The organism is Paucibacter soli (genome assembly GCF_037482845.1).
Lineage (GTDB): Bacteria > Pseudomonadota > Gammaproteobacteria > Burkholderiales > Burkholderiaceae_C > Paucibacter_B > Paucibacter_B soli.
Map to the genome: position 1 here is coordinate 215,426 of NZ_JBBHJW010000009.1, position 14,116 is coordinate 229,541.

A 14,116-nucleotide genomic window follows, 5' to 3' on the forward strand; every position below is an offset into this window, starting at 1 on the left:
GGTGACTATGAACAAAGATTTCGACTTGTTCGCTCAAGACAGGAGCCCGACTTCCCATCCAGTGGCGCCGAAGAAGATTGATCTCGGTAAGGTGATCCAGGACGCCATGAAGGTGGCCGACAGGGATCCACTCTCTGACACTGTCGATGCGATCCGCAGGATCCCGGAGGAGTTGCGCCCACAGGTCGAGCGCATTGCTGAGCAGCTCTACAAGGATGCTTTCGTCTACCTCTACGAGCGAGCTTACGCCATTGATGGGGGTCTGAAGACATATGGCACCACACCGAATTCCTTGAATCACTCGGCCAAGTTGGCTGCAATGAGCGCCGTCGGCGGCTTTGCGCTGGAACCCTGGCATATGGTGGATGCCGCGGCGCTCTCCAAGATTGCAGATGCGCTAGTGGATGCTGAGTCGTTCCAGCCGGCAATTGACGCTCTGAGCACAATTAAGGGCGTGAACCTCTTCGTTGCGGCCACCGAAGCAGACGACCGCGATTCGTACCTCAAGGCCGTAAAGGCCATGCTGAAGCGTCACCGCGTCCGCCAGTTGGTATTCGATGCTGAACTGGTTGAGTGGCGCCCAGCCAGTGACTTTCTCGAGGCTTGCTCCATTGTCAACATCGGCCCCGCGCATGTTGGTATTGCAACCCGGGACCTCGCCAGCAAGCACAGCATCATGGCCACGAGCCGGATGACGGGTGTCCCGGCGCTGTATGTTGACAGCGGTGGTCGCCAGATGGTTCCTGACTCCACTGGACGGCTTGAGTTGCCAGCTCTGGCCCAGGGCTCGATATCGACTCCTCGCCAGGCTGCGGCCCCTCAGGCTCGAATCGAGACGCCTTTAACCGAAGCCCGCGACGCGCAAGGTTTGTCTCCAAGCCTGGCAACGAAGGATCGGCTAGCAAACCTCCGATCTGCGCAGCAACGATACCGAGCTCGGCCATAGCCCTTGCATGTTTTTGCGTATGTGATATCCACAATGCATGCGCTTTCTAATCCAATTGGATTCGACTGACCTATCCCGAGGCCAATGAATATGACACCGCAACATACTGATCGATCTGCACACGCACTGACGCGGCAGGCTGACGCCTTTGGCCCGGTGGCCTTGACGACTTTTGCGGCGAATCCGGCTGGCTCGCACCTGTTCCGGGTTCAGCACGAACAGCTGACTGCCTTGATGACTTCGATCCTGGCTGCCACTGAGGTCGATGTGACCGGAGATGCGGGCGTCCTGGCCCGCAACAAGTTGACTTCCCTCGCTACCCTGCTCCCGCTTCATCAGTCTATGGAAGAGGGGTTGGTGCACCGCGCGCTGTCGGCAGAGCCGCGGCTGCGGATGACTGCAGAGACATTTGAGCGGGAAATGTCGCCGTTGGTTGCCGAGCTTGCGGCCTTGTCGCGCCGCTTCCCATCGGCCAGCTCGATCATCAATTCACCGCGCGGCGAGTTCGCGCAGGCATGCTCCAGCCTGTTCACCCGTCTGCAGGAGCGGTTTCGCCGCGAAGAGCGCGACATTTTCTCGGCGTTTGATCGAGTGGTTGGGGTTGGTGCTGTCAGTGTGGCGGTGGCCGCGTGAACTCCCGTGCAGCCGGTAGACGCGAAGAGCTGGAGGAGGCGCAGAACCGTGCTTACGACGGCCTCAACTCCTGTCGCCGTGCTGCTGGCGTAGCCAGGATCGTCATGGGCGTCCACCTCGCGCGATTGCAGGACAACGAGGGTTGGCGAGGTCGCACTGGCGCACTTTCCTTCCGGCGCTTCCTTCAGGAAGAGGGCGTAGAGCCTAGGGCAGCCTATCAGTACATCGCTGTTGCTCGCGCCTTTGTTCTTGAGCACGACGTTGATCCCAAGCAAATTGCTCTCGTTGGCATGCGTGCCCTGGCGGCGGCGGTGCCATTCCTTCGGGCCGCATCGACAGATGGATCGACGCCAGGAAACGTCGAGGACGTCGTCTCGACTCTGATTTCGCTTCCATCCGCTGAGGCTCTGGAGACCTTGGCTGAGCGATATGGGCCTCCTGTCGTCGAGGAGAAGCCAAGAATTTCTGCCCCTGTCAGCCAGATCCTGGGGCGAGTTGATGGGCTGACTATCGAGCAGAGATCTGAGCTGTTCACGACCCTTCGAGTTCGAACTCCCCATGGGGCCAAGACTGCGCGCCCCCAATGACATTCCTATCACCACTGGGACACTCCCATGAGCGAAGCCAAAAACGGCATCAACAAGCCGATCCCGCAGCCAGTCGCGATTCCACCTGCGACGGGCAACATTGACCCGTCCTCGTTGATCTTCACGGAGGATTTCGCTTTTGTGGACACCGAGACGACGGGTATGGATGCCGCCGTCGACAAGATCGTTGAAATCGCGATCTATCGTGTTCGCAACGGCGTGCCGGAGGTGTTCCACACCCTGGTGAACCCGGCTATGCCCATTCCTCCGACTGCCTCGGCCGTCCACCACATCACTGATGAGATGGTGGCCGACAAGCCCAGGTTTGAGGACATTGCAGAGCAGGTCATCCACGCTCTGGATGGCGCTTATGTGATCGCTCATAACGCGCCCTTCGACAGTCCGTTCGTCGATGGCGAGCTCGGTGTCGAGCCCGACCCGAAGAGCTGGATCTGTTCGGTGCGCCTGGCAAAACACCTGATGCCGAATGCTCCGGCCTATGGCAACCAGGTACTGCGCTACTGGCTCAAGACCAATCCAAAATCAGAAGGCTTGGGTGCTCACCGGGCCATCGACGACGTGCACGTCTCGGTCGAGAACGTTCGTCACATGCTGAAGATTGCTCAGGAAAAAGGTCTCAAGAACTTCGGCCAGGTTCTCGATCTGTCCAACGAGCCCATCATTGCCCCGTTCATGCCTTTCGGCGAGCACGTGGGTAAGGAATTCAAGGACATCCCGAGCAGCTACCTCAAGTGGGCGCTCGGCCTGATCCCTGGCAAGAAGGGCTTGGACCTCGATGCGGACATGCGCGTCACCATGGAGCGCCAGCTTGAGATCCCGAATCGCTCGGTCGACGTTGTTGTGCCTGACATGGTCATGAATTTCGGCAAGCCCCACAACGGCAAGAAGATGGCGGATGTGCCCACCGAGTACCTGGAGTGGATCGAGCGAGAGAATCCGCGCACTTGCCCTCCAGGTGTACGTGTTGGTGTTGATAAGGAGCTGTCTCGTCGTCGCGCTGAGCTTGGCGCAAGCCCGGCCCCCAAGGCGCTCGACCTGCAGATCGCCGGCCTGACCGAGAAGGCTCAGTTCGCTTTCAACCGTCTGGCTGCGATGGTCAGCCCTGGCTCTGATGATGAGCAGTCCCTGATTGGCATCTCGTTCTCGGACAATGCTGGTGCCGATTTCGAACGCTACCTCAAGGACTTCGGGAAGGCGAGGCCGGCCGAATATGCGCGCGTTGCTGCTCTTGTTGGTGGCGAGGGCTGCAGCTACATGATCGACGTGGCGCAGCTGAATTCCGCATCGTCGAACCGCTCTCCTTCGCGGGCCCCCGCACCGGCTCCGGTGCAGAAGGACCCCAGTCGCCTGAACCTGCTCAACCGCACTCCGCAAGGTGAGCCGGACCAGGATGGACTGGATGGTCCGCCGCCCATGGAGGAATCCGCCCCTTTCGAGGCGGCATCCGGGACTCGTCGCCCTCGGATGCGCTGAAACCAGAGACGGCCGGCCTGGCGGAGCCATCCGGATATAAGTTCCATCGGGATCGAGCGATTCCCGATGACGACTCAATCTGGGTCTTCGGATCCAACACAGCCGGTCGCCATGGCAAAGGTGCAGCCGAAGTCGCTCGCCTCCAGTTCGGCGCACAACGTGGAGTAGGCGTCGGACGCACTGGCAGGAGCTACGGCATCCCGACCAAGTTTGAAGCCAAGGATCGCTCGTTGAGGGTCCTCCCTTTGGGTGATGTGATGGCTCATATTGCCGACTTCTTGAGCTATGGGCAGGCGAACCCTGAGCTGAAGTTCTTTGTGACCAGGGTGGGGTGCGAGTTGGCCCGCCATGGTGACTCTGAAATCGCGCCGCTTTTTAAGGGCGCCCCAAGCAATTGCAATTTCCCGGAAGAGTGGCGGCCTTACCTCGCCGCTCAGCCTGACTTGGCGCGCCGGCCGCGCCCCCGATAACTCGGACCCATCGGAATCAGATGCCCAAATTCAACCAACTGTTCATCGCTGAAAAAGCTTCCGCCGGCAAGGCCCTGGCCGAGCTCTTGGCGAAGACCACTGGTCAGCAGCTGCACATGCAGAACGCTTACGCCCAGGTTGGAAGCGATATCGTGACCTGGATGAGTGGGCACCTGCTGGAGCAGGTGGAGGCTCACGCCTACGATGCTCGCTTTGAAAAGTGGAACCTACAGGACCTGCCGATCATCCCGGATCCGTTTCGCCTAGCGGTGAAGAATGACCCGCGCGGCAGCGCCAAAGCGAAGGTAGACCTCATCAAGAAGCTGCTCGTCGATTGCACGACTGTTGTAGGCTTCGGGGACCCGGACGCCGAAGGTCAGCTCCTGCAGGACGAGTTGCTGATCTACCTGGGCAACAAGAAGCCTGTGATTCGCCTTTGGGCCCAGGCGCTTGACGACGCCTCGCTCACAAAGGCGCTCGGCGCCATGAAGCCCAACTCAGACTACGTCGGCTGGTACGAGTCGGCGTTGTCTCGATCACAGTCGGACTGGCTGTACGGCATCAATTTGACACGCGCCTGCACCCTGCACGCGCGCGCCGCCGGCGCCGACTGGGTGACCACGGTTGGCCGCGTCCAAACTCCGACGCTTGCGTTGGTGGTCAATCGCGAACTCGAGATCAAAAACTTCAAGCCCGTCGACTTCCATGTCCCGTACATCGGACTGGCGACCAGCCCTGGCTTCAGGGCAACCTGGCAGCCCAAGAAGGACCAAGCCGGGGCCATTGATGACCAGCGCGTCGATGGCGAAGGGCGCATCCTCAACAAGGCCCATGCCGACGCCATCGCAGCCGGCGCCAAGCAGGCCGGCGCAGCCATCGTCGTCCAGGCCGAGACGAAGCCCGGCACCGAGTCCGCCCCGCTCCCCTTCTCCCTCAGCTCGCTTCAGGCTCACTGCTCCAAGCTCTACGGCTTGTCGGCCAAGCAGACTCTGGACGTCGCCCAGTCTCTCTACATCAAGAAACTGACCTCGTATCCGCGCGTGGACAGCGACTACTTGCCGGAGAGTCAGCACACGGAAGCGCCGCGGATCTTGTCTTCCTTGGCCAAGGCCCAGCTGCCGACGGCCTTTGCTACAGCACTCCTTGGCGCCAAGCCAGCTCTGAAGAGCAAGGCGTGGAACGACAAGCAGGTGACGGCCCACCATGCCATCGTCCCGATTCACCTGGACAACCCTGGCGATGTAGCTCGCCTCGAGGACATCGAGGCCAAGGTCTACTACGAGATCGTCAAGCGGTACATCTTGCAGTTCTGGCCTGTGGCCAAGTTCAACGCCACGGATGTGACCTTGTCCTGCGGCCCAGCGGGCGCCGAGGAGTGCTTCACTGCACGTGGCAAGACATTCATCGACGACGGCTGGCGCAAGGCGTTCACGCTTCCGCGAGAGGATGACGATGAGGAATCGCAGCAAGCGGCCACCCTGCCAGCATTGAGCAAAGGCCAGGCCTTGCCGCTGGCGGTGGCAGGAGTCGACTCGAAGCGGACTACCGCCCCGAAGCGCTTCACGGACGGCACTCTCATCACTGCGATGAAGAACATCCACCTGTACGTGAAGGACCCCGAGTTCCGTCGCCGCCTCAAAGAAGGCGTCGGCATCGGCACCGAGGCTACTCGTGGGTCAATTATCGAGGGCCTGATGAAGCGTCAGTTCCTTGTGCTCAAGGGCAAGGAAATCCATCCCACGGACATCGCTATCCGCATCATCACTTCGCTGCCGGAGTCGATGCGCACTCCCGACATGACTGCCATGTGGCAGCAGATGAACGAGGACGTCATGGCAAGGCGGTCGAACCATGCCGCCTTCATCGCCAAGATGACTCCGTGGGTGAAGGATCTCGTCGCCAAGTCAGCAACGTTCTTCAAGCCTGGTCAGTTTGGCGACGTCGCCAAGACCGGAAAGCCGAGGATTATCGAGAGTGAGCACAAGTGCTTTGGCACCTTGGAGAAGAACGGTTGCGGCTCTCCCCTTCGCCACATTCCTGGCGTGACGGGTAAGTACCGGAGCTTCTTTGGTTGCTCCAACAAGGACTGCGGCAAGACGTTCCAGGACGTCAACGGCTCGCCAGTCGAGCGCCAGGCCACAGTACCTGTTGACCAATCGATTGGTTGCCCAAAGTGCAAAGCAGGCTTCATGCGCCAAGTGCCTCGCAAGGGGCCAGAGGGCGGGTTTTTCTGGGGATGTAGTAACTGGAAGGGTGGATGCAAGTGCACTTGCAACGACCTCAATGGAACCCCTGACTTTGAAGGCAAGACCAGCCGCCAAGCAGCGCCGGCCGACCCGAACCAGAAGCAGTACACCTGCCCCGTCTGTTCGCAAGGCCAACTACATCGCAGAGAGAGGCGAGATAAGTCTGGCTACTTCTGGGGCTGCAGCGACTGGCAGGTCGGTTGCAAGGGGATGTTCAACGACCACGAGGGTGAACCGGACCTGGAAGGTAAGTCACGCCAGGGCGGCGGCTGGAAAAACGGTGCGCCAGTAGTGGCCAAACCAAGGAACAGTGGGCACAGTTCAGGCTTCCGAGGCGGGAGGCAAGTCACGCCGCAGATGACTGCTCCCAAACGGTAGTTTGAAGCAGGCTGGCAGAGAGGTCAGCTTGCAACAGAAGCTGTGAATGTGATATCCTGTACGCGATATCAGCATAACTACGCCCCAATCAATCTCTTCGAGATCCTGCATGAGTACCAGCAATGAAGACCAACCCTCCGGAAAGACGGCGTCTCGCGGCGTTCTGCGTGAGATCGGCCGTGACTTTCGAGCTCAGCGCAAGAAGGGCCTGATCCGGCAGCAGCGAGATATGGCAGTTAGCGAGCGCCAGGTTGAGTTCATTTCCGAGACCAAGGGTTTAATTCAGCGGGTTCTGGCCCTGAAAGTTGCACCCACTCGTGTTGAGACCTTCGAAGCCGCCGTGAAACGCCTACGCCTCAGCGACGAGTTCCTTGAAGCTCAAATGCAGCGGCACAAGTCAATTCACCTCGCGCTTTACATGGTCGCCGGCGCCCTACTGGTGTACGGGTTCTGGATGTATCTGAACACCGGCGTTATTGCTGCCATGGCCGTACTGGTTGCAGCGAGCGGCGCCACGGTGAATGGCTATCTGCACGGTTATCGTGCCTGGCAGATCGAGAACCGAAATCTGATTCGGCTCCAGGATGCCGTGCGAATGCCCAGCACCTACCTCGTACTGTGAGGAATCCAATGACCCAAATGCAGAAACAGGCGCGGGCGGCTAATTGGGCTGCGCTGCTGATGCTCCTCATGGTGCCAGCTCTTGCGATGGCACAGTCGAGCCCAAACCCGCTGGACAGTTTCGATCCCTCCCAGAAAGACATGACCCGCTGGATCATTGCGGCCGTCTTCGGGGATTGGAAGTCCTCGTCTACCGTCCCTATGATCGGCAGCGCAATGCGGGTCTTGAACCTCTTTGCCTTGGGGTTCGGCACGTTGATGTTCACGTATGTAGCCGTCATCGGTACGCTCAATTCCGCACAAGATGGTGAAGTGTTGGGGAAGAAGTGGAGCTCGATGTGGATCCCAGTCCGCTTCACGGCCGGCACCGCGCTGCTCGTGCCGCTTGCTTCTGGCTACTCAACGATTCAACACACCATTCTCTGGCTTGCACTGGCCGGTGGTGGAGCTGCCAGCCAGGTGTGGAGCGCGGCCATTGAAAACTTCTCTGGTCAGATGCAGACCCAGGTCATCACTACACCGGAATTCGACTCCAAGGTCCGCCTGCTGATGAGGGATGTGCTGAAGGCCGAATATTGCTCGGCAAAGAATTCTCTTCGCCAGTCAGATTCCTTTGGTTTGAACCTCAAGCCAGCGGGTGAGGACTCGATGGCCGACCCAATGATGGGTCAGGTCTCGAGCTACAACCGCGTCGCCCGCTGGGGTGCTCTCACGGACACTTCGGGCAAGGCCGCGGACTCTTGCGGATCCGCAAAGACGTCAACGTTTACCAATCTGAATGGCTCCAGCTACCAGTTGACGCCGTCTCAGGGACTGGGCGGTAACTACATGGACGGCGGCGGCTTTGATGACACGGCCGGCGCAGCAAAGATGAACGACCTCGGTCGAAAGGTGATCGACGACCAGATCCAAGGCTTGACCGTAGCCGCAGCAAAGCTGCGCCCTCTTGCAATGAAGCTAGCGACAGCTGCAGAAATCGCTCAGAAGCCAGATGCGGAGATCATTTCCGCCATCAAGGAAGCAAGCACCCTTTACAAGGCGGCAATCAGTGGCTCCGTCGAGCAAGCGGCAAAAGGTTTCGACACTCGGCTGACGAAGTTCACCGACGCATCGCGTGAGGCCGGCTGGATCATGGCGGGTTCAACGTTTTTCCAGATGGCTCAAATCAAGTCCTCGGCTTCGAAAATGATGCAGCAGCTTCCGACGATGACGGCTGGTGAGGCCGCAACTTCGGATCCTGTGATCGGTGTCACCGACACTGACTCATCCATCGACATGAAGGCGATGGAGACGATGATCGACAAGAACTTCAAGGGTGACGAATCCGATTGGTGGAACCCTGGCGAGAAGATTGTCCAAATCTTCATGAAGGTATTTGGCTTCGATCCGAATAGCGGGAAGCACTCGTTGGTTCAGATCAAGGACACCGGTGACACCATCATTGTGGCCAGCGAGACTGCTGCCGTCAGCTTCTTGGCTGTCCAGACGACGACCATCGCGACCGGCAACACAGCAATCGGCAGAGTGGTTGACGCCGTTAGTGGTGCGAAGTCCACATGGTCTGAAATCGTAGGAATGCTGCTGCCGGCCATTTATGGAGGCTTCATTGCAGCATTCGGCGTAGGGATCACCATGGCCTTCGTCCTCCCAATGCTGCCGTTCACACTGACGGTTGGTTCAATTGTTGGCTGGATGATGGCTCTCTTCTCTGCCGTTGTGGCTGGTCCCGTTTGGTTGGCTGGACATCTCCACCCCGAAGGCGACGACCTGGCCGGCAAGGGCGTTGGCGGTTACATGATTCTGCTGGAGACGGTCACCCGTCCGATTTTCATCGTCTTTGGCTTGATCGGTGCCTTCCTGCTGATGGATCCAGTCCTGAAGCTTGTGTCGCTGATGTTCAAGACAATGATGTCATCGCTTCAAGGCAACAGCACTACCGGCATCGTTTCCATTGCAGTGCTATCCATGCTCTACGTTGGCATCGTTTTTACGACCGTTCGATCCGTGATGTCGCTGGTCTATGTTCTGAGCGAAACCGTCTATCGCTGGATCGGTGGCGCGCATGCCGGCATGGAACAAGCCCGCGAGTTCAACCAGCACGCTCAGCAAAGCGCAGAGGTATCCAAGACTCAGCTGCAGGCTGCCGGCGCCATGACCGCAGCCTCGAGGCGGCGCCTGGTTGGCGAGCGTGACAAGACTGACGAGCAGAAGGGTGCGCTTCCAAAAGCCTGACCCTTTTGCTCGGCAAGCCTCGGCCTTCAGGCCGGAGACGATGTCAAGAATTTGGATAGCGCCCTGAAAGAAAGGCCCGGCAATGCCGGGCCTTTCTCATTCTGTTCCACAAAGAAAGAGGCCCGCAAACTGCGGGCCTTCCTGCATCTCGGGAGATTCCTTACTTCTTCGGGCTCTTCGGGATCTGCGGCGCAACCCGAGGGGTCATTGCTCGCTGCCGAAGACTCGTGCTGACTTCGTGCTTGGCCGACTTCAACAGGAGTAGCTCGCCTTGAGCGAACTGAACAGCCCCGTCGCTGAGTCGCTTGAGTTGACCTGTCGCCGTGTCTGCAAATGCTTCGTTGCGCCCTTTGATATTGGCAGGGTCGCTCAGACGTCGCACCTTTAGAGTTCCAGCCTGTTCTGCAGCGATCTCGTTGACCACCTCGTTCAATACAGCTTTAGCAGCATCCTTCAGTGCTGCCGCGCCAAGGGCGGTGCGGCTCGCGTCTTGAAGTTCTTGGCGCAGCCTTGCTCGCTCGGCTTTGAAGTCTTTGGTGTCTTGTTCGCCGGCCCAGGCTAAGCCAATCAAGGCGCCCTCTCCTGGGCCGATCAGTGGTTTGTTCATATCGCTGATCTCACTTGATTGGGCGCTGAGCTTTGAGCTTCGCGCGAGTGTCAGCGCTCATGCGAAGTTTGCCGCCGCTGAGACGATTCACGTTTTCGGCTGCATGTTCGATGTAGGCGGAGTTGCGAGCATCTGAGTTGCCAGGATCACTCAATCGGCGTGTTCGCGTCTTGCCTGCCTGGATGGCTGCCTCTTCGTCAACGATCTCGGTAACGACATCGGCAGCAGCTTGGGCAAAAGCCTTGTCGTACAGGCCGCCGGCGATGGCTTTCTTTAGCTCATCGCGCATGGCCTGCAGATCGTCCTTGTAACCCTGGGCAGCTTCTTCGTTTGAAGACGCTTTTTGCCCAATCATGTACCCCATGGCTGGGGTCCATAGCTCACTCATGTCGTCCTCGACTTGTGATAGATCGGAAAAAATAGCTGCACATAGAGTATATCCTTCACCATTACTTGGGTCAACGAGAATGCACAATCACTGCGTCAGCCATGCAAACTTCGGGCCTGGATCGGCCCTTCTCGCCGCCTTCCGCAACCGTGACTGTGTTCCTTCTGAGAATCCTCATCACCGCCTCCATCAACAATTGTGCAGTGGTCAGCCAAATGCTACGCATTCATGACTATTCCGGTACCGGTGACATTGGACATTCTTCCTCGATTTCGTTGCCATTTCACAGTCCGGGAAATAAAAATGACCCCGCATTGCGAGGCCATTTGTATCGAGCGATGTTCTTAATCAGTAGCCGTTGCTTTGTCGCATGTTGCCCACTCGATTCGCTTCGGCGGTGTAGGCCTGACTCTGAGCCTTCAGTTGGTTATCCCGCGCTTCCAGCATCTGGAATGAGACCCGGTTGTCGGTCGACAGTTCGAGCATAGCGCCCGAGATCTCGACGTAGCGACCAACGGCCCGCGCTTCGATGCCCTCGGCTCCATTGTTCAACTTGGCCACGGTTGTGGCGAAGACGGCGCGGCGCTGCTCGAAGTCGCGACGGGCCTGGGCCTCATTCTCAAGAGCGGACTGAAGTCCAGGGTTGTTGCGATTCCCATTGGCGCGCTGGCCAGCTTGGTCGACCTGCCACAGCGCTTTCTTCCATTCGTACTTGGCATCCAGGGCCCCCTTGGACATGCCGTCCAGGGTTTCTCGTTCACTGAACGACAACGGCGCCTTGGCGGATTGACGTTCGACGGCGTAGCCACCGGGCTGGTTGCTACCGTAGCCGTAGTTCGCGGCCTGCGCATAGCTCGAATCTTGCGACCGCGCAGGCTTGGGGCTGCAAAGCCAGTTACCGGCCGCTGCACCACCGAGCGCCCCGAGAGCCCCACGCACAATCTGCTGCACGTTGGTCTTTCCTGAAGCTGCACCCAGGACACCACCAATGGTCGTGCCAACCATGGCGCAGTTGCTAGGGGTGAGGGGGCCTTGCTGTTGAGCGTGAGCGCCTTGCGATGCGAGTGCTACGGCAACCAAGACACCAAAGGCGACCAGGGTCTTGGCGCGCGCGACAAACTTCGAGGATACCTCCTCGATTTCGACGGCCTGAAAGAGCACCGTGTTCTGAAGACGGCTGAGGGCTTTCATTGACTATTTCCTTTCGGACTATCTGACTGGATGTTGGGACTGAAATGTCAATGGGCTCGCTGCATCACCTGGTCCATGAAGGCCAGGAGGAGGCGGAGCCGGCGCTCGAGAATGTCTGTAGGGATCAGGTCGTAGAGAACTGCGTCTTCGGCCATCTCGCCGGCTTCTGCCTTTGTGATGCTCTTCAGATCGCACTCGACCATGGCGCGTGCAAAGATGCCGATAGCACCCTCATGGCCCTTGAGATCGATGTCATGAACCAAGCCTGCCGAGTCGGAGAACTCCTCATCGGACTCGAAGCACTTAGCCAGTGTGAGTACGACACCCACATCGACAGTCACGCGCATGATGGATGCCGCGAAAGCCTTGTTGGTTTTCAACTGTCGACGAAACAGCTCGGCCACATGCGGTGGCTGAGCCGCCAGGACCTCGTTGACACACTCGACAATGATCCTCTCGCTCATCACGAGAGAATCACGTACCTGTGCGGCCAGGTTGGATGCTTGGGCTTGTTGAGTCATAAATATCCCTGCTGCGCGAGTGCGCGAAATCGCGCAAAATACGTGTTGCAGTGTGCAGTATATCTTGTGTGCTGCTGTCGTCAAGCAATCAACGCGGCAGAAAGGCGCCCTTGAAGACTTTGATGGCATGTGATATCTGCCCTCAACGCCCCTAAATGGCGCAAACCAAAGGAATCATCATGCTGAACTTGAAAACATGCGCATTCGACGGCGGTGTAGCGACCGCAGTCTACATGGCGGACGCTGGCCCCTTGATCGAAGGTGGAGAGCGACTGATGGTCCCGATCAAACTCATCGCCGGCGCCGACGGCGCCACTGCTAGCGCAGAGTTTGGCGCGCTGGCAGCCTCGGCAGACGAAGATGGCGCACTCGAGGACCTAGCCAATTTGCTTGAGAAGACCGCCGCGGCAATCCGGGCACGTGGCGAAGCGAAGTTTGGTATTCCGATCTACGGCTAAGACCTCTTTGCCAGCTTGCCAGCGCGAAGCGTGGACAACCTACTGCACCAGCACCAGAATGACCCAACAACAAGCTATCCAGGCCTCCGGCCGCACCACCTCCATGGAACAAAGCGCAATGCGTGTCGGATACAGCGTTCTCTGGGCCGGCCCGCCTGGCGACCTCGAGGTTTGCCTCGTCATGCCTACCATCGAGGCTCCTCTTGGCGCTCATTTTTTGCGAGATCAGCGGGAGCTTGTCATCGAGGGCGCTTGTGTCGCGTTGGCTTTGCCAAGTTTGCCGGCGGATGTAGCAAGGCTCATCTCGGTTGACTTGACGCGAGTTTTGCTGGTGGGCGTCGACACTCTTTCTAGCGTCCGCTTTTCTTCTCGCTTTGATCGCCTGGTATCAGGTTTGGCGGGTGGTGAGCAGCAGACTCCAGCAAGCCTATTCAATGACTTCATGACCCGCGCCGTCCGCGGTGGCGATTTGAGGGTTGAACATCGCCGAGTTCGAACCCGGCAGCCTGAGAATGAGGCCTTCGTTCGCAAGGCCTTGGCAGCAGTTGAGCGCCTAACGTCCGGTACCGAGATCAGCGCGAGCATCGCCGAGTTGACGCTTGGGCAGGCTACTCCGGGTCGCTCCAATTTGGCCTCGGCTGCGGCGGCGTATCTAGCTTCTCATCCGGTGCTGGCTCAGTATCTTGGCGAGCCCGCGGACAGCGTAGGCGGGTCAAATTCCGTGATATTGCCGTTGGAGCTATTTTCGCTGCTGCATGCGTACGCCTTCCACGAGATCGGACAAGGGCTCAAGGCTATCCCGGACTTTGGAGCCTCAGCTTCTGTCGTTGCTGCAGCCTTGTCGGGCCAAAGTGGTGTCATCCGCCCCCGAGTCCTGGGTGCTGCAGACTCCGTATTTGCCCAGAGCTTTGCTGATGTGCATGCCATTTCGATGGCGGCCGCTGTTGATGGGCTGGAGTCGGCCAAGACCATGCTCGCAGAAGTTCGTCGGCGCCGCGCCGCTAGCGGCGACTTCGCGGCTTTCTCACTGGCCCCGCTGTCTCACGATACGTCAATGGCCCTCGACATCCTCTCCGGTGAGTTGAACCGGAACCAGGACTTCAAGTGCATTTCACGCGATCAACTGTGGGGTCAGAGTCTCTGGATGGCTGCGGAGGGGCTCGGGGCCTGGATGGTGCGCCATGGCGCCAGTTCCAAAACTGCTGCCGCAGTAGTCCAAGCCCTCGAGATTGCTGGTCAGATTGTCGCCAGCGCCTCGGGCGGGGTCGAGCGAAAACCCACAGCCTGAGCGGTCTAAGCACGTCAAGGGCGCTATAGCGCCCTTTTCTGTTCATGCTTTGATGA

At 58.8% G+C, this 14,116-nt stretch carries 14 protein-coding genes; 10 read left to right on the forward strand and 4 right to left on the reverse strand.

The genetic code is table 11. The features are described from left to right. Positions 1 to 7 precede the first annotated feature (7 nt). The 8 genes from WG898_RS19025 to WG898_RS19060 all read left to right on the forward strand — a co-directional run bounded on the left by WG898_RS19025 (position 8) and on the right by WG898_RS19060 (position 9,607). Positions 8 to 946, forward strand: coding sequence for a hypothetical protein (locus WG898_RS19025; protein ID WP_339604356.1), 939 nt, complete (start codon positions 8 to 10; stop codon positions 944 to 946). A gap of 90 nt (positions 947 to 1,036) precedes the next feature. Then, a complete protein-coding gene (locus WG898_RS19030; protein ID WP_339604357.1) occupies positions 1,037 to 1,579 on the forward strand; it encodes a hemerythrin domain-containing protein in 543 nt (180 codons plus the stop codon). Positions 1,580 to 1,683: 104 nt separating this feature from the next. After that, positions 1,684 to 2,166, forward strand: a complete 483-nt coding sequence (locus WG898_RS19035) for a hypothetical protein (RefSeq protein WP_339604358.1) — start codon at positions 1,684 to 1,686, stop codon at positions 2,164 to 2,166. Between the two features lie 27 nt (positions 2,167 to 2,193). Continuing rightward, positions 2,194 to 3,660 (forward strand): 3'-5' exonuclease, encoded by a 1,467-nt coding sequence (locus tag WG898_RS19040; protein WP_339604359.1) that lies wholly within the window; start codon positions 2,194 to 2,196, stop codon positions 3,658 to 3,660. 77 nt (positions 3,661 to 3,737) lie between these two features. Next, positions 3,738 to 4,130 (forward strand): A1S_2505 family phage non-structural protein, encoded by a 393-nt coding sequence (locus WG898_RS25320; protein WP_444718973.1) that lies wholly within the window; start codon positions 3,738 to 3,740, stop codon positions 4,128 to 4,130. Positions 4,131 to 4,150: 20 nt separating this feature from the next. Beyond that, entirely contained in the window at positions 4,151 to 6,754 is a 2,604-nt protein-coding gene (locus tag WG898_RS19050; RefSeq protein ID WP_339604361.1) for a DNA topoisomerase 3, read from the forward strand. A gap of 109 nt (positions 6,755 to 6,863) precedes the next feature. Beyond that, positions 6,864 to 7,376, forward strand: coding sequence for a hypothetical protein (locus WG898_RS19055; RefSeq protein WP_339604362.1), 513 nt, complete (start codon positions 6,864 to 6,866; stop codon positions 7,374 to 7,376). An 8-nt stretch (positions 7,377 to 7,384) separates the two neighbouring features. Further along, on the forward strand, positions 7,385 to 9,607 hold the full coding sequence (locus tag WG898_RS19060; protein WP_339604363.1) for a DotA/TraY family protein: 2,223 nt from the start codon (positions 7,385 to 7,387) through the stop codon (positions 9,605 to 9,607). 160 nt (positions 9,608 to 9,767) lie between these two features. Here the strand turns inward: WG898_RS19060 and WG898_RS19065 are convergent, their stop codons facing one another. The 4 genes from WG898_RS19065 to WG898_RS19080 form a co-directional block, all read right to left on the reverse strand. After that, a complete protein-coding gene (locus tag WG898_RS19065) occupies positions 9,768 to 10,214 on the reverse strand; it encodes a hypothetical protein (protein ID WP_339604364.1) in 447 nt (148 codons plus the stop codon). A gap of 10 nt (positions 10,215 to 10,224) precedes the next feature. Continuing rightward, positions 10,225 to 10,578 (reverse strand): hypothetical protein, encoded by a 354-nt coding sequence (locus WG898_RS19070; RefSeq protein ID WP_339604365.1) that lies wholly within the window; start codon positions 10,576 to 10,578, stop codon positions 10,225 to 10,227. A 372-nt stretch (positions 10,579 to 10,950) separates the two neighbouring features. After that, positions 10,951 to 11,793 (reverse strand): hypothetical protein, encoded by an 843-nt coding sequence (locus tag WG898_RS19075; protein ID WP_339604366.1) that lies wholly within the window; start codon positions 11,791 to 11,793, stop codon positions 10,951 to 10,953. A 47-nt stretch (positions 11,794 to 11,840) separates the two neighbouring features. Continuing rightward, a complete protein-coding gene (locus WG898_RS19080; RefSeq protein WP_339604367.1) occupies positions 11,841 to 12,314 on the reverse strand; it encodes a hypothetical protein in 474 nt (157 codons plus the stop codon). A gap of 179 nt (positions 12,315 to 12,493) precedes the next feature. On the opposite strand from WG898_RS19080, the gene WG898_RS19085 reads away from it, so the two are divergent. Then, positions 12,494 to 12,772, forward strand: a complete 279-nt coding sequence (locus WG898_RS19085; protein ID WP_339604368.1) for a hypothetical protein — start codon at positions 12,494 to 12,496, stop codon at positions 12,770 to 12,772. A 58-nt stretch (positions 12,773 to 12,830) separates the two neighbouring features. Further along, a complete protein-coding gene (locus WG898_RS19090; RefSeq protein ID WP_339604369.1) occupies positions 12,831 to 14,060 on the forward strand; it encodes a hypothetical protein in 1,230 nt (409 codons plus the stop codon). Positions 14,061 to 14,116 lie beyond the last annotated feature (56 nt).

Coding starts and splice junctions, on each gene's coding strand:
- WG898_RS19070 (WP_339604365.1), bottom strand. CDS start 10,578: ATGGGGTACATGATTGGGCAAAAAGCGTCTTCAAACGAAGAAGCTGCC.
- WG898_RS19035 (WP_339604358.1), top strand. CDS start 1,684: ATGGGCGTCCACCTCGCGCGATTGCAGGACAACGAGGGTTGGCGAGGT.
- WG898_RS19060 (WP_339604363.1), top strand. CDS start 7,385: ATGACCCAAATGCAGAAACAGGCGCGGGCGGCTAATTGGGCTGCGCTG.
- WG898_RS19090 (WP_339604369.1), top strand. CDS start 12,831: ATGACCCAACAACAAGCTATCCAGGCCTCCGGCCGCACCACCTCCATG.
- WG898_RS19065 (WP_339604364.1), bottom strand. CDS start 10,214: ATGAACAAACCACTGATCGGCCCAGGAGAGGGCGCCTTGATTGGCTTA.
- WG898_RS19030 (WP_339604357.1), top strand. CDS start 1,037: ATGACACCGCAACATACTGATCGATCTGCACACGCACTGACGCGGCAG.
- WG898_RS19055 (WP_339604362.1), top strand. CDS start 6,864: ATGAGTACCAGCAATGAAGACCAACCCTCCGGAAAGACGGCGTCTCGC.
- WG898_RS19040 (WP_339604359.1), top strand. CDS start 2,194: ATGAGCGAAGCCAAAAACGGCATCAACAAGCCGATCCCGCAGCCAGTC.
- WG898_RS19075 (WP_339604366.1), bottom strand. CDS start 11,793: ATGAAAGCCCTCAGCCGTCTTCAGAACACGGTGCTCTTTCAGGCCGTC.
- WG898_RS19050 (WP_339604361.1), top strand. CDS start 4,151: ATGCCCAAATTCAACCAACTGTTCATCGCTGAAAAAGCTTCCGCCGGC.
- WG898_RS19080 (WP_339604367.1), bottom strand. CDS start 12,314: ATGACTCAACAAGCCCAAGCATCCAACCTGGCCGCACAGGTACGTGAT.
- WG898_RS19025 (WP_339604356.1), top strand. CDS start 8: ATGAACAAAGATTTCGACTTGTTCGCTCAAGACAGGAGCCCGACTTCC.
- WG898_RS19085 (WP_339604368.1), top strand. CDS start 12,494: ATGCTGAACTTGAAAACATGCGCATTCGACGGCGGTGTAGCGACCGCA.